This is a genomic window from Amycolatopsis sp. NPDC102389, assembly GCF_044765885.1.
In the GTDB taxonomy this organism is placed as follows: domain Bacteria; phylum Actinomycetota; class Actinomycetes; order Mycobacteriales; family Pseudonocardiaceae; genus Amycolatopsis.
In genome coordinates this window covers 116,952-137,138 of the sequence record NZ_JBIWKX010000012.1, presented here as the reverse complement: position 1 = coordinate 137,138, position 20,187 = coordinate 116,952, and the positions used below count along the sequence as shown (strand labels likewise).

Genomic DNA, 20,187 nt, shown 5'->3' with positions numbered 1-20,187 from the left:
GGCGGCCGCGTCAAGGGTTTCGGGCCGGTATGCCGGGTGTTAATTTTTGCCATGAACTAAGACTCATCCGGCCACCTGTCGCCGATTGCGCCGCTTGGCGGTGTACGGCAGCGCGAACAGGTACAGCCCGCTGAACATCAGCAGGAAGAGCGGCGGCAGTGGCGTGTAGAGCACCCACTGCGCCGGGTCGCCCTGCGCCACCACGCCGAAGACGAGGGACGTCCATCGGCGGAACGTCCGGATCCACTTGACCTCCACATTACTTGAGCTTTTACCTTCGCGGAAAACGAAGGGAATCACTCATGACCGTCTTGGTAACCGGGGCCACCGGGAACACCGGCCGCCACGTGGTGGCCGAACTCGTCCGCCGAGGGGAACACGTCCGGGCACTCACCCGGAACCCCGCCGAAGCCCGGCTTCCGGCGGGTGTCGAACTCGTGGAAGGCACCCACACCGCGCCCGAAACCCTGACCCAGGCCTTGGCGGGGGTCACCAAGCTGCACATCACCGTCACGGCGGGGCTCGCCGACGTCGGCGTCGATCTGGTCAAGCGCGCCGTGGACGCGGGCGTGCGCCGGATGACCATCGTGTGGGGCGGCTACGTCGGGCCGACGGAACAGGCCATGGCCGAGTCCGGGGTGGAATGGACGCGCCTGGAGCCCCAGGAGTTCATGTCGAACGCCCTGACCTGGGTCGACTCGGTCCGCGCGGAGGGCGTGGTCCGTGAGCCGTTCGACCTTCCGAGCGCCGTTGTGCACGAGGGCGACATCGGCGCCGTCGCCGCGACCGCGCTCGTGGAGGACGGGCACTCCGGCAAGGTCTACAACCTCACCGGACCGGAAGCGCTGACCACGAGCGAACGGATCGCGATCCTCGGCTCCGCGGTCGGCCGCGACATCACGCTGGAGCGGATCACGCGGCAGCAGGCGATCGACCGGCTGCTGGCCGAAGGCGTTTCGGTCGCGGACGCCGAGTACGTCGTCGGCTGGCACAGCGATCCTCCCGTGGAGGCGCGCACCGTCGTCGACACGATCGAGAAGGTGACCGGACGGCCTGCCCGCACGTTCGCGCAGTGGGCCGCCGAGCACGCCGGCCGGTTCACGTCGTGAGCGGTCCGATCGCCTTCACGATCTCCAGCACCGGCGCGGTGTGCACCGTGTGGATCGCGCGCAGCGCGCCCAGCCGGTGCGTGAGGTAGTGGTGCAGCGCGGCGGGATCCGGGCATAACGCCTGCGCGGCCAGGTTGGTGGGCCCGGTCGTGGCGACGACGACGGCGAGCTCCTCGTGAGTGGCCAGCGTCGTCGCCACCTCGTCGAGATCCGCCGGCGCGACGGCCATCCACAGGAACGCCTGGGTGGTCACGCCGTACAGGGCCGCGCTGATCTCGACGTCGAAGAAGAGCGTGCCTCGCGCGCGAAGGTCCGCCAAGCGGCGGGCCGCGGTCGCCGGGGCGAGGCCCGCCGCGGCGGCGAGATCCGCGATGCTCGCGCGGCCGTCGTGCCGGAGGGCGGCGATCAGCGCGTGGTCCGCCGTCGTCGGCGGAGCGTCGTCGCCGTCGGATTCCGGCGGCCGCAACGCTTCCTGCTGTTCCTCCGTCAGCGCGGCGACCCGCCCGCGCCACGCCGTCGGGCCGCCGAGGTAGGTGTGCAGGATGAAATGCGCGGACACCGCCGTGACGCTCGCGGCGCGCGGGATGTCGTGCAGCAGCATCGCGCTCTGCGCATGCCTCGGCGTGTGCGCGATCGTCACGATCTCCGTACCACCCGAGGTGAGCTTGACCCAGGAGGTGTCCGGCCGCCTGGCCAGCGAACGGGCGAGCGTCCGCGCGGAGGCGGGCTGCGCGGTCAGCCGGACGAGCCACTGCGTCAGCCCCGTCCGGCCGGGATCGGGCAGACCCACCACGCGGAGCCCGGATTCGGCCCGGAGCCGTTGATAGCGCCGGGCGACGGTCTGGGTCGAGACACCGAGCACCTCGCCGATCCGGCTGAACGGCGCGCGGGCGTCGATCTGCAGCGCGTGGATCAAAGCGCGATCGATGTCGTCGAGCATGGAATATTTCGCCCATTCGGTCCGGGTATCATGGAATAGAAGTCATCCTGGCCGCACGATCCTGGTCATGCAACTGACGAAGACCAGATCGGTTCCGCTCGCCACGCTGCTCGCGGCGGAGGCGATGAACGTGCTGGACACGACGATCACCCAGGTCGCCGGTCCGGCGATCCACGCGGACCTCGGCGGCCCCGCGTCCGCCATCCAATGGTTCGGCGCCGCCTACACGCTCCCGTTCGCGGTACTGCTCATCACCGGCGGCAGGCTCGGCGACCTGCTGGGCCGCCGCCGCGTGTTCCTCTCCGGCGTCGCGGTGTTCGCCCTGGCCTCACTGTGCTGCGCGCTCGCACCGGCCGCCGGCGTGCTGATCGGCGCGCGAGCGGTGCAGGGCATGGCGGCGGCGCTGGTGATCCCGCAGACCTTCGGGCTGATCAAGGTCATGTTCTCCGGTCCGGCGCTGGCGGCGGCACTGGGCTGGAACGGGCCGGTGGTCGGCCTGTCGGCCGTGAGCGGGCCGCTGCTCGGCGCCCTGCTGACGGATCTGGTGTCGTGGCGGGCGGCGTTCCTGGTGAACGTGCCGATCTCGATCGCGGTGCTCGTGGCGGGACGGCTGCTGCCGGAAGACCGCGCGGCACATCCGGTCCGCTTGGACGTGCCGGGTACCTTGCTCGCCTCGCTCGGCATCGGGCTTCTCGTGTACCCGCTGATCGACAAGTGGAGCTGGAGCCTGTTCGCCGCCGGCGCCACCGTACTGGTGCTGTTCGGGTTCCATCAGCGGAACCGACGCCATCCCCTGGTCGAGCCGAGCCTGTTCGGACACCGCGGTTTCCCCGCGGCGCTGGGGGCGTCGACCTTGTTCTTCGCGGTGATGAACGGGGTGATGCTCGTAGTGGTCCTGCACCAACAGCTCGACGAGGGTCTCGGCGTACTCGCGTCCGGGCTGACGCTGCTGCCGTGGTCGGGCGGACTGGCGATTTCTTCTTGGGCTGCGGGCAAATGGCTCGTGCCCCGGCACGGATCGCGGGTCGCCTTCGCCGGTCTGACGTTATTGCTCGCGGGAGTCCTGCTGGCGATGGCGGGACCGCTGCCGGTCGCGCTCGGCATCGGCGGGCTCGGCCTGGGACTGTTCACGGTGCCGTTCTTCACCGCGGCGCTGTCCGTCGTCCGTCCACATGAGACCGGATCCGCGGCGGGGTTGCTGAACGCGGTGCAGCAAGTCGGCGCGACGCTGGGCATCGCGGTCTTCGGGTCCGTCTTCCTGCGCGGCCATTCCCCGGCGGCGGCGTTCTCGCTCGCGGCGGTGCTGGTGGTCGCGACCATGGCGGCGACCGCGCTGATGCGGATCAGCCCTCGGCGGCCTTGAACCATGCGCCGATCCCGGCGAGCGCGCCCGGACCGTAGTCACCCCGGACGTCGTCGGCCAGATCCGCGATGGTGACCGCGCGCAACGCCGCCCGCCACTGGACTTCGGCGTTCGCCATCGCGCGGCTGATGGCGCACGGCGTCGTGCACGCCTCGGGCGGCGTCGCCATCGGGCCGCGCTGACGGATCTCGGTGCAGATGAAGGCCGGGGCGGGTCCCTCGATGGCCTCGACGACGTCGAGCACCGTGATCTCCGAAGGCGGCCTGGTGAGGACGTAGCCGCCGGCCTTCCCCTGCACCGACCGGATGAGACCGGCCCGGGAAAGCGCCTGGAGCTGCTTCGCGAGGTAACTCGGCGAGACGTCGTGCAGCTGCGCCAGGCGCGCGGCGGGCGCGGGTTCGTCGACCGAGGTCAGCACGACACAGCAGTGCAGGGCCCACTCGACCCCACCGGACATCTTCACCCGGACGACTCTAACCCGCCTCTTGACTCGGACACAATATGTCCGAGTATTATCTCGGACATCAGGAGTCCGGGTTAACCGGCATCACCGACGAAAGGCACTGGGTCATGAAATTCGCGATCATCGGCGGGACCGGGCTGATCGGCTCGCAGGTCGTGCGCGACCTGAACGAGGCGGGGCACGAGGCGGTGCCGCATTCGCTGTCCACCGGGGTCGACCTGCTCACCGGCCAGGGCCTGGACAGCGCGCTCGACGGCGCCGACGTGGTCGTCAACCTCACGAACTCGCCGACCTTCGACGACGCCTCCCCCGCGTTCTTCCGAACGTCGATGGACAACCTCGTCGCGGCCGCAAAGAAGGCGGGCACCGGGCATTTCGTGATCCTGTCGATCGTCGGCGTCGACCAGGTTCCCGAGCTCGACTACTACCGGGCGAAGACGCTGCAGGAGGACATCCTCAAGGAGAGCGGTGTCCCCTACTCGATCGTCCGCGCCACCCAGTTCATGGAATTCGTCGACGCGGTGCTGTCCTGGACCTCCGACGAGACCACGGTCCGCCTGCCCAGCACGCCGATCCAGCCGATCGCCGCGGCGGACGTCGCCGCCGCCGTTTCCGAGGTGTCGGCGGGAAAGCCGCTGAACGGGACCCTCGACGTGGGTGGCCCGGACGTCTACCCGCTCGACGAACTGGGCCGGATCACCTTGTCCGCCAAGGGAGACACGCGTCCGGTGACCGTCGACGAGACCGCGGGCATGTTCGCCGCCGTCAAGGGCGACGTCCTCACCACGAAGGACGGCGCCCGTATCGCCGAGACCCGCTACCTCGACTGGCTCAAGTAGCCGACGAGTCCGTGAAGGCCTCCTTGAGGGACTCTGGGTCCCTCAAGGAGGCCTTCACGGACTGACGAGATCAGCTCGGCAGCAGCGCCGGAGCCGCGAGACGGCTGGCGTTGGCCGCTTCGTCGTCCGGCTGGGCCTGGGCGGAACGCTCCGCCTCGACCCGCGCGAGGTAGTTGGCGACCTCGCGCTCCTGCTTGTGCGAGTCCCAGCCCAGCAGCGGCGCCATCAGCTCGGCCACAACCGGCGCCGCCGTCACGCCGCGGTCCCGCTCCTCGATGGAGATCCGGGTGCGCCGCGTCAGCACGTCCTCCAGATGCAGCGCGCCCTCGTGCGAGACGGCGTAAACGACCTCCGCCTTGAGGTACTCCGCCGTCCCCGGGATCGCTTCGCCCAGTTCGGGGCGTTCCGAGATCGACTCCAGGATGTCCTCGATCGCGGTGCCGTAGCGCTGGAGCAGGTGCTCGATGCGGGCGATCGGCAGTCCCGTGCGCTGCACGAGCGAGTGCCGCGCGCCCCACATCTCGTGGTAGCCCGTCGCGCCCACGATCGGCAGCCGCTCGGTCCACGAAGACGGCGCCGGACGGCCGAGGTCCTCCACCGCGACGTCGACCGCGTCGGCGGCCATCACGCGGTACGTCGTGTACTTGCCGCCGGCCACGATCACCAGACCCGGCACCGGATGCGCGACAGCGTGCTCCCGCGACAGCTTCGTGGTCGAAGTCGCCTTCGCGGCCAACAGCGGCCGAAGCCCCGCGTACACGCCTTCGATGTCGTCGGCGGTGAGTGGCGTGCGCAGGACGGCGTTGAGGTGATCGAGCACGTAGTCGACGTCCGCCTGGCTGGCCGCCGGGTGCTCGCGGTCGAGGTCCCATTCGGTGTCGGTGGTGCCGACGATCCAGTGCCGTCCCCACGGGATGACGAACAGGACGCTCTTCTCGGTGCGCAGGATCAGCCCGGTTTCGAGGTCGATCTTCTCGCGCGGCACCACCAGGTGGATGCCCTTCGAAGCGCGCACGGTGAACGGCGCGGCGATGCCCGCCGCTTCGGCCATGTCGTCGCTCCACACGCCGGTCGCCGCGACGACCGTCTTCGCCCGCACCTCGATCTCCGCACCACTCTCGCGGTCGACCACCTTGGCGCCGACAACGCGTTCGCCGTCACGGATCAGCGACGTGACGCGGGCACGAGTGAGGACGGAGGCGCCTTGTTCTGCCGCGGTCCGCGCGATCGTCATCGTGTGGCGGGCATCGTCGACCTGCGCGTCGTAGTACTGGATGGCTCCGATCAGGGCGTCGTCCGCGAGACCGGGAGCGACCTTTCCCGCACCGCGCTTGGACAGATGCCGGTGCCGCGGCAGGGCGCGCGCTCCGCCGAGGGTGTCGTAAAGCGTGACACCCGCGCCGATGTAGCCGCGTTCCCAGACACGGTGCTTGAGCGGCACCAGGAACTTCACCGGCCGGACCAGATGCGGCGCGAGGGTCTGCAGCAACAGGCCGCGTTCCTTCAGCGCCTCACGGACCAGCTTGAAGTCCAGGTTCTCCAGGTAGCGCAGCCCACCGTGGATCAGCTTCGAAGACCGGCTGGACGTTCCGGCGGCGAAGTCGCGGGCCTCGACGAGCGCGACGGAGAGCCCGCGCGACGCCGCGTCGAGTGCGACGCCGGCACCGGTCACTCCCCCGCCGACGACCAGCACGTCGATCTCCTCGCGAGCGAGCTTGCGCAGCGTCTCGGCACGGTAGACCGGGGAAAGCGGTACGGGTGTCACTCTGTTCCTCCTGTTCATCGGGCTCACTCGACCTCGACCCAGTCGAGCGTGCGGCCGACGGCCTTCTGCCAGCCCGCGTAGCCCTCGGCGCGCTGTTCTTCCGTCCACGACGGCTCCCAGCGCTTGTCCTCGTTCCAGTTCTGTTCCAGCTCGTCGGTGCTCTTCCAGAACCCGACGGCGAGCCCGGCCGCGTAGGCGGCGCCGAGGGCGGTGGTCTCGGCGACGACCGGCTTCGACACCGGCACGCCGAGGATGTCCGCCTGCAGCTGCATGCAGAGTTCGTTCGCGGTCACTCCACCGTCCACACGCAACACGTCGAGCGTGACACCGGAGTCGTTCTGCATGGCCTCGACGACGTCGCGGGTCTGGTAGCAGATCGCTTCGAGGGTCGCCCGCGCCAGATGCGCGTTCGTGGTGGCCCTGGTGAGGCCGACGATCGCACCGCGCGCGTCGGATCGCCAGTACGGCGCGAAAAGCCCGGAGAACGCGGGGACGAAGTAGACGCCGCCGTTGTCATCGACCTGCCGCGCGAGGCTCTCGCTCTGGGACGCGCCGCTGATGATGCCCAGCTGGTCGCGCAGCCACTGCACGGCGGAACCCGTGACGGCGATGGAGCCCTCCAGCGCGTACACCGGCTTCTCGTCGCCGAACTGGTAGGCCAGCGTCGTGAGCAGACCGTGCTTCGAACGCACGACCTCGTGCCCGGTGTTGAGGAGCAGGAAGTTGCCGGTGCCGTAGGTGTTTTTGGCCTCGCCGGGGCGGAAACACACCTGGCCGACGGTCGCCGCCTGCTGGTCGCCGAGCACGCCGGTGATGGCGACCTCGCCGCCGAGCGGACCGTCCGCGCGGGTGACGCCGAAGCGGCCGTTGTTCGACGACGGCGCGATCGACGGCAGCATCTGCTTGGGGATGTCGAAGAACGACAGCAGCTCGTCGTCCCACTCCAGGGTTTCGAGGTCCATGAGCATCGTGCGCGACGCGTTGGTCGGGTCGGTCACGTGGACGCCGCCGTCGGGGCCGCCGGTGAGGTTCCAGATGAGCCAGGAATCGGTGGTGCCGAAGAGCGCGTCACCCTTTTCGGCGTCTTCGCGGACGCCGTCGACGTTCTCCAGGATCCACTGCAGCTTGCCGCCGGAGAAGTAGGTGGCGGGCGGCAGACCGGCCTTGCGGCGGATGACGTCGCCCTTGCCCGCGCGCTCGAGCGCCGAGGCGATCCGGTCGGTGCGGGTGTCCTGCCACACGATGGCGTTGCAGTACGGGCGACCGGTGCGGCGGTTCCACACGACGGTGGTCTCACGCTGGTTGGTGATGCCGAGGGACGCGAGGTCCGCGGCGGTCAGTTTCGCCTTGTTGAGCGCGGTCGCGATGACCGACCGGGTCCGCTCCCAGATCTCGGTGGCGTCGTGCTCGACCCAGCCCGGCTTCGGCAAGATCTGCTCGTGCTCGAGCTGGTGGCGGGCGATCTCGTTGCCGCCGTGGTCGAAGATCATGAAGCGCGTGCTGGTGGTGCCCTGGTCGACGGCGCCGATGTAGTCAGGCATGGTTTCTCTCCTTCAGGAAACGCGCTCGATGTCCTTGGCGGGCAAGGCTTCCGGTGCCGGGTCTGCGGGCAGGTAACGCTCGATGAAGTACTTGTAGATCGCACCGCCGATGACCGCACCGATGACCGGCGCCACGATCGGGATCCACCAGTACGGATAGCCGTACTGATCGGTGAACGCGGTGTCGTACCCGGTGAGCCAGGACATCAGCCGCGGGCCGAAGTCGCGGGCGGGGTTGATCGCGTAGCCGGCGTTGGTACCCCAGGCCATGCCGATCGCGACCACGAGGAAGCCGACGACGACCGGGGCGAGGTTCGCGGCGGGCGCGGTGTTGCGGAGGTCGGTGATGGCGAAGATCACCAGTGCCAGGATCGCGGTCCCGATGATCTGGTCACGGAAAGCACCCCAGTCACCCACCGGCAGGGTTCCGTTACCCGGAAGAGTGGAGAACACACCCTGGGTCTTGATCGTGAGGCCGGGGTCAGCGGCGTTGAGCACCTCGGTGTAGTTCCAGCGCACCAGCAGCGCGGCGAGGAACGCGCCGGCGGTCTGTGCCAAGGCGTACGGGGCGACCTTGCGCCACGAGAAGCCCTTGAACACCGCGAGCGCCACGGTGATGGCGGGGTTCAGATGCGCGCCACTGATCCGTGAAGCCACGTAGATACCCAGCGTGACACCGATTCCCCAGGCCCACGCGATGCTGTCGTGGTCCCCGATGCCTGCCGCGACGACTTGAGCCACCACCCCGCAGCCGAACAGGATGAGGATCATCGTCCCGACGAACTCCGCCGCCAGTTCGCCCGCCAGTCCGCGAGCCTTGAGGTTTCGCACCATTGCTTCCTCCACAAAGGACACCGTTGCCCTGTTGAGGCCGAAGTTAAGTTCGCGGAAACCCGGGGTCAACGGACACCGGTCGGCATTGTCGAACGTCCGGAGACGATGTTCGACATTGTCGAATCAGGGCCGGTCGGGCTACGGTTGGGCCGTGCCCGGTCCGATCCAGTCCATCGAGCGCGCCGCCGCGATCCTGCGGTTGCTGGCGCGCGGTTCCGGCCGTCTCGGGGTCGGCGAGATCGCCGATTCCCTCGAACTCGCCAAGGGAACCGCGCACGGGATCCTCCGCACCCTGCAAGGGGTCGGCTTTGTCGAACAAGACCGTGACACCGGGAAATACCAACTGGGCGCGGCGCTCCTGCATCTCGGCACGAGCTACCTCGACGTCAACGAACTCCGGTCCCGCGCGATCAACTGGGCCGACGCGCTGGCCGCCCGCAGTGGCGAGGCCGTCCGGATCGGCGCACCGCTGGAGGGCCGGGTCCTGGTGGTGCACCACGTTTTCCGGCCCGACGACAGCCTGCAGACGCTCGACGTCGGCACGCTTCTGCCGCTGCACGCGACGGCGCTCGGAAAAGTCCTTCTGGCCTATGACACCGGTCTCGTGGCATCGTTGCGCACCGGCGGGCCGGAGGCCTACACCCGCCGGACCCTGGTCACCCAGACCGCGATCAAACGCGCCTGCGGCAAGGTGCGCGAGGCGGGCTGGGCGAGCGAGAACGGCGAGATGATCACCGGCGAGGCCGGGATAGCGGCGCCGATCCGCGGCCACGGCGGCATCGTGGTCGGCGCGATCGGCGTGTCCGGCGCGACGGAACGGATCTGTGAAGCCGACGGCAGCCCGATCCCCCGGCTGCTCGGCCACGTGCGCGACGCGGCACGGGCGGTCTCCCGCGATCTCGGCGCGTCCCGATGGTGATGGAGGTGCTCGCGTGGTCCAGCGCTACGTGATGTCGATCGACCAGGGCACCACCTCGACGCGGTGCATCCTGTTCGACGCGCGCGGCAGGCTGGTGTCGGTCGCGCAGCGCGAACACCAGCAGCACTTCCCGCGGCCGGGCTGGGTCGAGCACGACGCGACGGAGATCTGGCGCAACGTCGGCCGGATCGTGCCGCAGGCGCTGGCCGACGCCGGTATCGAGCCCGCGCAAGTGGTCGGCCTCGGCATCGCCAACCAGCGCGAGACGACGGTGCTGTGGGACAGACACACCGGCAACCCGGTCGGCCGCGCGATCGTCTGGCAGGACACCCGCACCGACGCGATGCTCGAACACCTCGCCCGCGAGCCGGGCGCCGACCGCGTCCGGCGCCTGTGCGGGCTGCCGCTGGCCACCTACTTCTCCGCGCCGCGTATCCGGTGGATGCTGGAAAGGACCCCTGGCCTGAGGGAACGCGCCGAACGCGGCGACGTCCTGTTCGGGACGGTCGAGAGCTGGCTGATCTGGAACCTGACCGGCGGACCCGAGGGCGGCGTCCACATCACCGACGTCACCAACGCCTCACGCACCATGCTGATGAACCTGCGGACGCTGTCATGGGACGATGAACTGCTGGAGTTCTTCGACGTCCCGCGCGCGATGCTGCCGGAGATCCGCCCGTCGACCGAGGTCTACGGGACGACGTCACGGGTGGTTCCGGGCATCCGGATCTCGGCGGCGCTCGGCGATCAGCAGGCGGCGCTGTTCGGCCAGACCTGCTTCGCGCCCGGCGAGGCGAAATGCACGTACGGAACCGGCAGCTTCCTGCTGCTCAACACCGGTCCGACGCCGGTGCTGTCGACGCACGGAATGCTGACCACCGTCGGATTCAAGATCGGCGACGAGCCCGCCGTGTACGCGCTGGAAGGCTCGATCGCGGTCACCGGATCGCTGGTGCAGTGGTTCCGCGACGGGCTCGAGCTGATCGGCAGCGCGCCGGAGATCGAGACGCTCGCGCGGACGGTCGAGGACAACGGCGGCTGCTACATCGTGCCCGCCTTCTCGGGCCTGTTCGCGCCGCATTGGCACAGCGAGGCACGCGGCGTGATCGCCGGGCTGACGTCGTACATCACCAAGGGGCATCTGGCCAGGGCCGTGCTGGAGGCGACGGGCTGGCAGACCCGTGAGGTCGTCGACGCGATGAACGCCGACTCCGGGCTCGCGCTGTCGACGCTCAAAGTGGACGGTGGGATGACCGCCGACAACCTGCTGATGCAGTTCGTCGCCGACGTCCTCGACGTGCCGGTGGTGCGCCCGATGGTCGCCGAGACGGTGTCACTGGGCGCGGCGTACGCGGCCGGATTGTCGGTCGGGTACTGGCCGGATCTCGAGGGCCTGCGGCGGAACTGGCATCGCGCCGGGCAGTGGCTGCCGACGATGGACCCGGCCCGCCGCGACAGCGAATACTCGCACTGGCGCCAGGCCGTGGAGCTGACCTTCGGCTGGATGCGCCCGGGCCCGACGGCCGCTCCCCCTGGCTCCGACCTGGTCGAGGTCGTCCTGGCCGATCACCGCCGGATCGAACAGCTGTTCCGGGACCTCCGCAACGACGAGGCCGACCGGCCGGCGCTGATCGCGGAGCTCTCGGCGTCCTTGGTCGCCCATGCGACCGCGACGGAACGGATCGTCCGTCCCGATGAGACGGAGAGCGGGCTCGCGGACGAGCTGCTGGCCGTACTGGAATCCGCCGACTCCGAGAAAGCGTTGGTGGCACTGGAGAATTCCGTGGACGCGCATATCCGCGCGGAGGAACGCGGGTTGCTGAACGAGCTACGACGGACACTGTCCACTTCGGATCGCACCGCGCTCGGCCGGGCGTTCGTGGCCGAGCGGCAGCGGCAGCTGGACCTCGGCTGCGGCTCGGTGGCGCACGTCCGCGAACAAGGGGCCCGGCTGCGGCTTTCGTGACGTGCTAGCCTGTCGCCGTGCGCCGCTGGACTCGACTCGTACTCAAGCGCGCCGGCTGAAACCAGGTCGCCGGCGCGCATTCCGGCGACCCCTCGATACGGGGCATCTCCCGGGACCTGGCCCTCCATGGCCTGTACGTTTCCCGCCTTTGGAGACCACGATGTCCACTGTTTCGTTTCAGATCCCCGCCCCTCGTTCGTCCATGCTGGTCCGCCGCCGGATCGCCACCTACTTCGTCGGCGGCGTCGAACAGATCCCCGGCCTGGTCGACGCGCTCGGCTGCCTGGTCCACGACCTGTCCGTCGACGTCCGCGACGGCGTCCGGGAAAGCACCATGACCTGCGCCGTCCTGATCGACGCGGACGAGGTCGAACCGCTCCTGGACAGGCTGCGCGGCCTGGCCTCCGTCGTCTCGTCGGAGCTGGTCTGACCGCGAGTTACGCCTCTGATCACGCGAGTCACGTGTTCAATCACGCGAGTCACGCCTTGGCGCACGCGAGTTCGGCGACATAAGTCCTCTATGCCCGAAGTGACTTGCAGAGTTCGGTGCAGCCGGCCCCGGATGAACCGCAAACCTCTTGACTTAGTTAAGAAGCCTTCTTAACTTCGATTTCATGGCCGAAACTCCCCGAAGCAGCAGGTCCGAAGCCTATCGTCGGCTCAGCTTGGCCGAGAAACACGACAAGTTCGTCAATCAGTACTCGCGGCGGACCCTGTTCCGGGTGGGTGCGGTGAGCGGCGCGGCGCTCGCCACCGGTGGCGTCCTGCTCCCGGGCGCGGCCGCGGCCTCCCCCGGGCCGATGGTGCTGCTCAACGCCGACAAGGTCGCGGGTTCGGCACTGCGGCCGTTCGGACGGCACATCGCCTACGGGGCCGACCCGTCCCAGCAGGTCGTCGTCTCCTGGCAGGTGCCCGCGACGGTGACCGCGCCGTTCATCCGCATCGGCACCGTGCCCGGCGACTTCAGCCCGCCGATCCCGGCCGAGGTCCGGGCGCTGACCAGCCAGATGTCCTGGCAGCATCCGGTCGAGGAAGTCCCGCCGAACAGCCCGAAGTCGATCACCCAGTACTACCTCCACGCCCGGATCGACCGCCTCCTGCCCAACACCACGTACTACTACGTCGTGGGCCACGAGGGCTACGACCCCGCCACCCGGCTCGGCGAGATGGCGAGTTTCCGCACCGCTCCCGCCCCCGGCGGCGACGGCACGTTCACCTTCACCGCTTTCGGCGACCAGGGCGTCGGCTACAACGCCGTCGCGACCAGCAGCCTGATCGCGGGCCTCGACCCGGCCTTCCATCTCGCCATGGGCGACCTGAGCTACGCCCTCGAAGGCGAGGGCGGGCACCCGGAGGAGGACCAGTACGACGCACGGCTCTGGGACTCCTTCTTCGTGCAGAACGAACCGGTCACCGCCGGGATCCCGTGGATGATGGCGCTGGGCAACCACGAAATGGAGGGCTGGTACTCGGCGGACGGTTACGGCGGCGTGCGGGCGCGGTTCACCATGCCGGACAACGCCTGGGCCGGATCCACCTGCATCTACTCGTGGCGCTACCAGAACGTCGGGATGATCAGCCTGGACGGCAACGACGTCTGCTACAACAGTCCGTCCAATCTGGACTACACCAAGGGCAAGCAGCTCAAGTGGCTCGGCAAGACGCTCGCCGCCTTCCGCGCCGATCCCACGATCGACTTCATCGTCGTCTACTGCCACCAGTGCACGTACTCCACCTGCCATTCCAACGGCGCCGAACTCGGCGCGCAGAAGGACTGGGCTCCCCTGTTCGACAAGTACCAGGTCGACCTGGTGCTCAACGGGCACAACCACATCTACGAACGCACCGACCCCATCCGGGCGGGCAAGGCCGTCAAGAAGGTGCCCTCGCGCGGGACCACCGACCCGGCCAAGGACGGGACGACCTACATCACCGCGGGCGGCGGTGGCGGCAGCGTCTCCGAGTTCCCGGCGCCCGACACCTACCTTGGTCACGAGACCAGCAACGACACCCCGGTCCCGATGAAGTACTCGGAACGGGACGGCCAGGATCGCACCAAGAAGGTCACCTGGTCCCGGGTCCGGTTCCGCGGCTACAGCCTGGTCGCGGTCGACGTCATCGCGGGCACGGGCACCACACCGCCCAAAATGGACGTCCGCGCGATCAGCGCCGACGGCACCCTGGTCGATCAGATCATCGTGCAGCGTTCCTGACCGCCGTTACACGGTCATGACACGAACGAGACGGGGTCACGATGATCGTCTCTGAACATCGGCAGCATGCTCGACCAACGAACCAGGCCCATCGCAGTGCCCGGCGCGAACCGGCGGCCACGACTCCGCGTGACGATGCTGATCGTCACGCTGGTGATCGCCGCGATCCTCGGCTACGTGATCTTCCAAGCCGTGGCGGCAGGCGAGTCTGCTCCGGCAAGACGCGTCGCCACCGTGGTCTTCGACCGCACGTCGGGCGAGCAGGTGATCGACGACCGCGGCTCGGAGAGATTCCGCACGGCGTCGGTGGTGAAACTGTTCATCGCGCTGGACGCCGTCACCCGCAAGGCGAGCAGGGCCGACGAAGCCCAGATTCACCGGATGCCGGCGAAAAGCGACGACGCCGTCGCCAACACACTCTGGACCAAGACCGGCGGGCCGGCGATCGCCACCAGGACGGTGGCCACCGCGGGCCTGAAGAACACCACACCACCCGCCGACGGATTCGACCAGTACTTCGGCATCCCTTCGGCCTTCGGCGACCGGCCGTGGGCCGTGAAACAGGGCTGGGCCGCCGGGCGGGGCTCGGTGGACGCGCACACGACGGGACTCGTCGGTGAAGGCGACCGCTACATCGTCGTCATCCTGTCCGGGTCCGCCGAGGGCACCGGTCTCGACGTGGCGACGGCGGCGGTCACCTCAGCGGCCAAGGCCCTGGCTTCCCGACTGGAAAAGTGACTTCGGCCGCGTTTTCCACAGCGATCTTGAAAGCGCTTACAAGGAGGTCCGCGAAACATGCCTGAGGAGCCGCCGAGCCCACTCCCGTCTGAGCTTTCAGCGCGGTCAGCTGCTCGCCGGCCAGCGGCGCGACCCGGTCCATGAACTGCCCGAGGAACCGCAGGGCGGCGACGGGCGGAATCCCGGCGACGGCCAGATCCGTCACCGCGCGCGAAACGGAGGGGCGAACGACCGCCGGGGCCCCCGTGTCGTCCCGCCCGAGCACACCGTGGCGTTCCAGGCACCGGGCGACGGCGGGCTGCTCACGGGCGATGTCGGCCATCGCCGCGTCCAGCTGCTCGGCGCGGTCCACTGTGGTCGTTCCGAGCATCGCGGCGATGGACACCAGGTTGAAGCCCTGTTTCTGCAGCATCGTGATCCGCCGCAGGCGCCGCAGATGGGCCGGGCCGTAGTAAGCGGATCTGCCGTGCCGGACCGGCGGGGCGAGCAGGCCCCGCGTCTGATGTGCCCGGATATTGCGCGCCGACATGCCGACGATCGTGGAAAGTTCTTCGATCGTGTATCCGGCCGGCCTCGGCGAAAAGGGCTTCACGCCGACAGTTTAACCAATGGTCGGATGAGTACACCACAGAGCCGGGACAGTGGCGACACCACTATCAACCGGCTGAATCAACGAGTTGCCATAAGTTCATCGGTTCCCGGCCTGGAACGCAAGGTCAGGGTCACGTTTACCTGGTTTCGTGCCAAGCAATGCCGGTTTTGGGGTGTTCCACGCCCCCCGATTACGCCAGTCAGGCGATCTTGATGGGCCGAGGTCTTCTTTGCCGTTTAAATGCACCAGAGACATCGGATGTCTCGACTCTGTCGACGCCCGCGGAGCGCCGCTGAACCCGATGGTTGGTCGTCAAAGTTTCAACCTTTTCCCAGGAGGTTTCCATGTTCTGGAAACGCATCGCGGTCGCGGCCGTGACCGCGACCGGTCTGGCCGCGGCACTGGTGGTGTCCCATCAGGACACTCCCGCCGCCGCGATCGAGCCCGCCGCGGCGAAAGTGCCCGCGTTCGACCACATCGTCCTCGTGATGTTCGAGAACAAGGACTACAAGGAGATCAGCGGCAGCTCCAAGGCGCCGTACCTCAACAAGCTCGCCTCGCAGGGCGCCAAGTTCACCAAGGCGTACGGGACGACGCATCCGAGCCAGCCGAACTACATCGCCCAGTTCGCCGGTTCGACGCACGGCGTCGACAGCAACAAATGCCAGGATCTCGGGAACAAGGAGAACATCGCTTCCCAGCTGGCGGGCATCGGCAAGAAGTTCGTCGGGTATGCGGAAAGCATGCCTTCCGACGGCTACACCGGCTGCACGAAGGGAAACTACGCCCGCAAGCACAACAGCTGGGTCAGCTTCAGCAATGTGCCGTCGTCGGCGAACAAAAGGTTCTCGTCGTTCCCGAGCGACTTCACCAAGCTGCCGCACATCGCTTTCGTGACCCCGGACCTGTGCAGCGACATGCACGACTGTTCGGTCGACACCGGTGACAAATGGCTGAAGAAGAACCTCGACGCGTACGCGCAGTGGGCCAAGACGCACAACAGCCTGCTGATCGTCAATTTCGACGAGGACAGCGGGACGTCGGTGAACCAGATCTTCACGACGTTCGTCGGCGCCCACGTGAAGCCGGGCAGCTACAGCGAATCCGTCAACCACTACTCGATCCTCCGCACGATGGAGGCGTCGTTCGGCCTGCCTGGCATCGCCAACGCGGCGAACAAGTCGCCGATCACGAGCGTATGGCAGTAATCGGGTGAACCCCGCGGGCGTGTCCACTGTGGACACGCCCGCGGGACGCCTTCGTTCTCTCGGCTCCCTGCAGGAAGGCACGACCGTGAACACCCGCACCCGCGTCTTGATCGCCCTCACCGGAACACTCGCGCTGGTCGCGGCCGCCGTGATCTACGTCGGGGTGGCGGGCGCGCGCAACCAGGACTCCGCGTCCGCGGGCACCAGCGACGCGGTCACCCTCGAAGGCGAGCGGTTGCTCTTCCGCAGCACCGCCGACGCCGACCGCGGGCACGTGTCCAGCGTCAGCGCCGCCGACCCCGGCGGGGCACGGGCGGTGTCGACCATGTCGTGCAGCCGGGTCTACGCGGCGGGCGGCACCGGAATCTGCCTGCGCCCGGAAACCGGGCTGACCACCTACCAGCTCGCCGTGCTCGACCGTCGTCTCGCGGTGACGCAGGAGATCCCGCTGGTCGGGGTACCCAACCGGGCGCGGGTATCGGCGGACGGGAAGCGGCTGGCGTGGACGGTGTTCGTCACCGGCGACTCCTACAACGGCGGCCGGTTCTCCACCCGCGCCGGCACCCTCGATCTCACCACCGACGACGTCGAGGGCACGCTCGAGGACTTCGCCGTGACCGTGGACGGCAAGCCGTACAAGGCGGCCGACGTCAACTTCTGGGGCGTCACCTTCGCCAGGCAGCCGGGCCGGTTCTACGCCACCATGTCGACCGGCTCGCACAGGTACCTCGTCGAAGGCGACTCGGAGGCCCGGAGTGTGAAGACCTTGCGGGACAACGTCGAATGCCCGTCCCTCTCCCCCGGCGAGACCCGCGTCGCCTTCAAGGCCGCCATCGACGGGGATCCCGCGAAAGGCTGGCGTGTCTCGGTGCTCGACCTCGCGAGCGGCACCGTGACGCCGCTGGCCGAGACCAGGAACGTCGACGACCAGCCCGCCTGGCTTGACGACCGCACCGTCGCCTACGCCCTCCCCCGCACCCAGGGACATTCCGACGTCTGGGCCGTGTCCGCCGACGGCTCGGGCGCGCCGCGCCTGCTGATCCCGGAGGCCGAGTCGCCCGCCGCGCTGCCCTAAGCACCCGTGCTCAGACGGACGACACGCGTGATTGGAGGGACGACACGCGTAGGCAAGCAGCGGCCTGGCTGGCAGGCCGCCGCGCTCAGTCGGGCAGTTCCACGGGCGCGATGTCGTCGTAGACGTCGCCCGGTCCCGGGTTCGCCTGATCCGTCTCGCCACCGAAGTGGTGCAGGACGCCCCACACCGCGTTCAGCGCCGTCTGCACCGCGCCTTCGGCCCAGCCCGCCGTCCACGAGACGTCGTCGCCCGCCAGGAACAGGCCGCGGTGGCGCTCCTCCAGCCGGTCCTGCTTGAAATGCGTGAACAACCGGTGCTGGTAGCGGTAGTGGCCGGGCAGATTGGCCTTGAACGCGCCCATGAAATGCGGTTCGGCCTCCCACGAAACGGTCACCGGGTCACCGATGATGTGCCGCCGGACGTCGACGCCCGGGTAGATCTCCTTCAGCGACTGCAGCATCACCTCGACCCGCTCGGACACCGAAAGCGGCAGCCACTTCAGCGAATCGTCGGCCCAGGTGTAGGACAGGCAGATCACCGCGGGCGCGTCCGGGTCGTCGCCGAGCAGGTAGGTGCCGCGCGGCATGCGGTCGGTCAGCGTCATGCTCATCGTGTCGCGCCCGGTCTCCGGGTCCTTGTCCAGCCAGAACGGCCGGTCCACCGGGACGAAGACCTTCGACGACTCCATGTAGTGCGTGCGCTCGATCGCCGTCCAGTGGTCGATCGGGAACAGCGCCTCGTCGCATTCGATCTTCGACAGGAGCATCCAGCTCTGCGCGGTGAACACCGCCGCCGGATAGGTGCGGATGCGGCCTTCGGTGTCGGTCACGGTGATGTTGTTCGGCGCGGTGCGGTGCAGCCGGGCGACGCCGGGGTTCGGGCTTCCGCCGTGCAGCGAGCTCAAACTCGTTCCGGCGGGCCAGAACGCGATGTCCTCGGGCGCATGTTCCCACAGCAGCAACGGAAGCTGCCTGCTGCCGCCGACGATGCTGCGGTGCTCGTCGTCGGCACCGGTGTAGACCACCCGCAGGATCTCCAGGATGGAGTTCGGGAAGTCGGTGTCCCAGCCGCCCGTGCCGAAGCCGACCTGCCCGAAGATCTCGCGGTCGCGGAAGGAGGCGAACGCGGGCGAATCGCAGAGGAAACCGTAGAAGGTCTGGTTGTCCAGCTTTACGACCAGTTCGTTCCACAGCCGCTTGATCGTCTTCGCGTCGCGGTCGCGGATCGCCTTCTGCATCTCGGTGAACGCGGCCTGCTCGGACAGCGTGCTGTCCCAGGCGGCGGCGACCTTGCCGAAGACGGCGGGAAGTTCGTCCGCCGTGCGCGCGTAGTGGCTCTCGCCCTTGAGATCGACGACAGTGCTCGGCGTGCCCGGCGCCAGCGGGTTCGGGAACGGCGTGGTCTCCAGGCCGACTTTGTCGATGTAGTGGAAGAGCGCGGTCGACGCCGGCGGGAAGCGCATCGCGCCCATCTCCGCGACGACGTCGTCCGGGCAGCCGGGGAAGTTCACCGTGCGCAGGCGGCCGCCGATCTCGGCGATCTCGTACACGACCGGGCGCAGCCCGAGCTTCATCAGCTCGTACGCGGTGACGATGCCCGAGAGGCCGCCGCCGATCACCGCCACCTCGGTGCCGTGCCGCTCGGCCGGAAGAGTGCCGAGCCCGGCGGGGTGGGTGAGGAAATCGTCGTAGGCGAACGGGAAATCGGGGCCGAACATGGTGATCGGGCGGCCCGCCGGTTCGTCGTGGTGGATCGCGGTCGGGAGGGCGGAGGTCATGCGGAAAGTCCTCGGTACAGATCGGGCCGTCGGTCGGCCAGGTGGGTGTTCTCCAGCCGCGACGCGACGAGCGCGGCACGGGTGACTTCGGCGCTGATCAGCTCCGGACCGGCGCCCGCGCGGGCGAGCACTTCGCCGGTCGGGGCGACGACGCAGGAGCGGCCGCAGTAGGTCAGTTCCTGTTCGGTGTCACAGCGGTTCGCGTACGCGACGAACAGCTGGCTCTCGTAGGCACGGGCGGGCACCAGCGTGTCCGCGACCAGTTCGTACGGGCTCATCAGCGCGGTCGGCACCACGAGCAGTTCGGTCCCGGCCAGCGCGTGCGCCCGCACCACCTCGGGAAACTCGACGTCGTAGCAGATCAGCAGGCCGATCCTGAGGCCGTCGAGCTCGGCCTGAACGACCGCCTCGGCGCCCGGCTCGAACCAGTCACGGTCGATGTCGCCGAAGAGATGCGTCTTGCGGTAGTTCGCCAGGCGCTGTCCGTCGCGGCCGATCAGCTGGACGCTGTTGTACACCCGGCCGCCGTCGGACTCGGGGTATCCGTACGCCAGCGCGACGCCGGATTCCTTTGCCAGCACGGACATCCGGGCCGCGGTCGGGCCGTCGGCCTGCTCGGCGAGCTCGTGTGACCGGGCGCCGATGTGGTAGCCGGTGGTGACCATCTCGGCGGCGATCACGAGATCGGCGCCCGACGCCATGACGGCGGACGGCAACTCGGCGTACGAGCCCTGATGGACGGCGATCTTCACGTCGCCGACGATATCCGCCGTTTCGATGCGTCGATAAGGGCCAATCATTGCGCAGAGTATTGGCAAACCATCGATTCAATGCAGCATCATGCA

Annotated in this window: 19 protein-coding genes; 10 read left to right on the top strand and 9 right to left on the bottom strand. The window is 68.6% G+C overall.

Annotated features, from left to right (window positions below):
* Positions 1-63: 63 nt before the first annotated feature.
* Positions 64-258 carry a hypothetical protein gene (locus tag ACIRGA_RS13965; RefSeq protein ID WP_400940605.1) on the bottom strand — a complete coding sequence of 65 codons (195 nt, stop codon included), beginning with the start codon at positions 256-258 and terminating at the stop codon, positions 64-66.
* 44 nt (positions 259-302) lie between these two features.
* Here ACIRGA_RS13965 and ACIRGA_RS13960 point away from each other — a divergent pair, with 44 nt between their 5' ends.
* A complete protein-coding gene (locus ACIRGA_RS13960; protein ID WP_400940602.1) occupies positions 303-1,109 on the top strand; it encodes an NmrA family NAD(P)-binding protein in 807 nt (268 codons plus the stop codon).
* Here the strand turns inward: ACIRGA_RS13960 and ACIRGA_RS13955 are convergent.
* On the bottom strand, positions 1,099-2,049 hold the full coding sequence (locus ACIRGA_RS13955; protein ID WP_400940599.1) for an Lrp/AsnC family transcriptional regulator: 951 nt from the start codon (positions 2,047-2,049) through the stop codon (positions 1,099-1,101). The two genes, ACIRGA_RS13960 and ACIRGA_RS13955, sit on opposite strands and share 11 nt — an antisense overlap.
* Positions 2,050-2,116: 67 nt before the next feature.
* Between ACIRGA_RS13955 and ACIRGA_RS13950 the strand changes: the two genes are divergently transcribed.
* Positions 2,117-3,412 carry an MFS transporter gene (locus tag ACIRGA_RS13950; protein ID WP_400940596.1) on the top strand — a complete coding sequence of 432 codons (1,296 nt, stop codon included), beginning with the start codon at positions 2,117-2,119 and terminating at the stop codon, positions 3,410-3,412.
* Here ACIRGA_RS13950 and ACIRGA_RS13945 read toward each other — a convergent pair.
* Positions 3,393-3,875: an RrF2 family transcriptional regulator gene (locus ACIRGA_RS13945; protein ID WP_400940594.1), complete on the bottom strand. Its 483-nt coding sequence runs from the start codon at positions 3,873-3,875 to the stop codon at positions 3,393-3,395. The two genes, ACIRGA_RS13950 and ACIRGA_RS13945, sit on opposite strands and share 20 nt — an antisense overlap.
* Before the next feature lie 107 nt (positions 3,876-3,982).
* Here ACIRGA_RS13945 and ACIRGA_RS13940 point away from each other — a divergent pair, with 107 nt between their 5' ends.
* Positions 3,983-4,714 (top strand): SDR family oxidoreductase, encoded by a 732-nt coding sequence (locus ACIRGA_RS13940; protein WP_400940592.1) that lies wholly within the window; start codon positions 3,983-3,985, stop codon positions 4,712-4,714.
* Positions 4,715-4,784: 70 nt separating this feature from the next.
* On the opposite strand, the gene glpD is transcribed toward ACIRGA_RS13940, so the two are convergent.
* Genes glpD through ACIRGA_RS13925 form a run of 3 tightly spaced genes read right to left on the bottom strand, consistent with a single transcriptional unit; the run spans position 4,785 to position 8,854 of the window.
* Positions 4,785-6,497 carry a glycerol-3-phosphate dehydrogenase gene (gene glpD / locus ACIRGA_RS13935; RefSeq protein WP_400940589.1) on the bottom strand — a complete coding sequence of 571 codons (1,713 nt, stop codon included), beginning with the start codon at positions 6,495-6,497 and terminating at the stop codon, positions 4,785-4,787.
* Between the two features lie 5 nt (positions 6,498-6,502).
* Positions 6,503-8,020, bottom strand: a complete 1,518-nt coding sequence (gene glpK / locus ACIRGA_RS13930) for a glycerol kinase GlpK (protein ID WP_400940586.1) — start codon at positions 8,018-8,020, stop codon at positions 6,503-6,505.
* A gap of 12 nt (positions 8,021-8,032) precedes the next feature.
* Positions 8,033-8,854 (bottom strand): MIP/aquaporin family protein, encoded by an 822-nt coding sequence (locus ACIRGA_RS13925; RefSeq protein WP_400940583.1) that lies wholly within the window; start codon positions 8,852-8,854, stop codon positions 8,033-8,035.
* 151 nt (positions 8,855-9,005) lie between these two features.
* On the opposite strand from ACIRGA_RS13925, the gene ACIRGA_RS13920 reads away from it, so the two are divergent.
* The 5 genes from ACIRGA_RS13920 (at position 9,006) to ACIRGA_RS13900 (ending at position 14,690) form a co-directional block, all read left to right on the top strand.
* The gene (locus ACIRGA_RS13920; protein ID WP_184891889.1) at positions 9,006-9,773 is read left to right on the top strand and encodes an IclR family transcriptional regulator; all 768 of its coding nucleotides are present in this window, start codon (positions 9,006-9,008) and stop codon (positions 9,771-9,773) included.
* 13 nt (positions 9,774-9,786) lie between these two features.
* Positions 9,787-11,739 carry a glycerol kinase GlpK gene (gene glpK, locus ACIRGA_RS13915; RefSeq protein WP_400940579.1) on the top strand — a complete coding sequence of 651 codons (1,953 nt, stop codon included), beginning with the start codon at positions 9,787-9,789 and terminating at the stop codon, positions 11,737-11,739.
* Between the two features lie 160 nt (positions 11,740-11,899).
* Complete coding sequence (locus tag ACIRGA_RS13910) at positions 11,900-12,169, top strand: hypothetical protein (RefSeq protein ID WP_400940577.1); 270 nt, start codon at positions 11,900-11,902, stop codon at positions 12,167-12,169.
* Positions 12,170-12,404: 235 nt separating this feature from the next.
* A complete protein-coding gene (locus tag ACIRGA_RS13905) occupies positions 12,405-13,952 on the top strand; it encodes a purple acid phosphatase family protein (RefSeq protein ID WP_400940574.1) in 1,548 nt (515 codons plus the stop codon).
* 66 nt (positions 13,953-14,018) lie between these two features.
* Positions 14,019-14,690, top strand: a complete 672-nt coding sequence (locus ACIRGA_RS13900) for a hypothetical protein (RefSeq protein ID WP_400940571.1) — start codon at positions 14,019-14,021, stop codon at positions 14,688-14,690.
* Here the strand turns inward: ACIRGA_RS13900 and ACIRGA_RS13895 are convergent.
* Complete coding sequence (locus ACIRGA_RS13895) at positions 14,647-15,282, bottom strand: MerR family transcriptional regulator (RefSeq protein ID WP_400940569.1); 636 nt, start codon at positions 15,280-15,282, stop codon at positions 14,647-14,649. The genes ACIRGA_RS13900 and ACIRGA_RS13895 overlap by 44 nt on opposite strands.
* Positions 15,283-15,626: 344 nt before the next feature.
* Between ACIRGA_RS13895 and ACIRGA_RS13890 the strand changes: the two genes are divergently transcribed.
* A complete protein-coding gene (locus ACIRGA_RS13890) occupies positions 15,627-16,490 on the top strand; it encodes an alkaline phosphatase family protein (protein WP_400940566.1) in 864 nt (287 codons plus the stop codon).
* 85 nt (positions 16,491-16,575) lie between these two features.
* Complete coding sequence (locus ACIRGA_RS13885; protein ID WP_400940683.1) at positions 16,576-17,565, top strand: TolB family protein; 990 nt, start codon at positions 16,576-16,578, stop codon at positions 17,563-17,565.
* Between the two features lie 85 nt (positions 17,566-17,650).
* Here ACIRGA_RS13885 and ACIRGA_RS13880 read toward each other — a convergent pair whose 3' ends face one another.
* Together ACIRGA_RS13880 and ACIRGA_RS13875 are read right to left on the bottom strand one after the other, a co-directional pair.
* Positions 17,651-19,342, bottom strand: coding sequence for a flavin monoamine oxidase family protein (locus tag ACIRGA_RS13880; RefSeq protein WP_400940563.1), 1,692 nt, complete (start codon positions 19,340-19,342; stop codon positions 17,651-17,653).
* Positions 19,339-20,094, bottom strand: a complete 756-nt coding sequence (locus ACIRGA_RS13875; RefSeq protein WP_400940561.1) for a carbon-nitrogen hydrolase family protein — start codon at positions 20,092-20,094, stop codon at positions 19,339-19,341. Before ACIRGA_RS13875 ends, ACIRGA_RS13880 begins: the two co-directional genes overlap by 4 nt.
* Positions 20,095-20,187 lie beyond the last annotated feature (93 nt).

Coding starts and splice junctions, on each gene's coding strand:
- ACIRGA_RS13960 (WP_400940602.1), top strand. CDS start 303: ATGACCGTCTTGGTAACCGGGGCCACCGGGAACACCGGCCGCCACGTG.
- ACIRGA_RS13955 (WP_400940599.1), bottom strand. CDS start 2,049: ATGCTCGACGACATCGATCGCGCTTTGATCCACGCGCTGCAGATCGAC.
- ACIRGA_RS13950 (WP_400940596.1), top strand. CDS start 2,117: ATGCAACTGACGAAGACCAGATCGGTTCCGCTCGCCACGCTGCTCGCG.
- ACIRGA_RS13940 (WP_400940592.1), top strand. CDS start 3,983: ATGAAATTCGCGATCATCGGCGGGACCGGGCTGATCGGCTCGCAGGTC.
- glpD (WP_400940589.1), bottom strand. CDS start 6,497: ATGAACAGGAGGAACAGAGTGACACCCGTACCGCTTTCCCCGGTCTAC.
- glpK (WP_400940586.1), bottom strand. CDS start 8,020: ATGCCTGACTACATCGGCGCCGTCGACCAGGGCACCACCAGCACGCGC.
- ACIRGA_RS13925 (WP_400940583.1), bottom strand. CDS start 8,854: ATGGTGCGAAACCTCAAGGCTCGCGGACTGGCGGGCGAACTGGCGGCG.
- ACIRGA_RS13910 (WP_400940577.1), top strand. CDS start 11,900: ATGTCCACTGTTTCGTTTCAGATCCCCGCCCCTCGTTCGTCCATGCTG.
- ACIRGA_RS13900 (WP_400940571.1), top strand. CDS start 14,019: ATGCTCGACCAACGAACCAGGCCCATCGCAGTGCCCGGCGCGAACCGG.
- ACIRGA_RS13890 (WP_400940566.1), top strand. CDS start 15,627: ATGTTCTGGAAACGCATCGCGGTCGCGGCCGTGACCGCGACCGGTCTG.
- ACIRGA_RS13880 (WP_400940563.1), bottom strand. CDS start 19,342: ATGACCTCCGCCCTCCCGACCGCGATCCACCACGACGAACCGGCGGGC.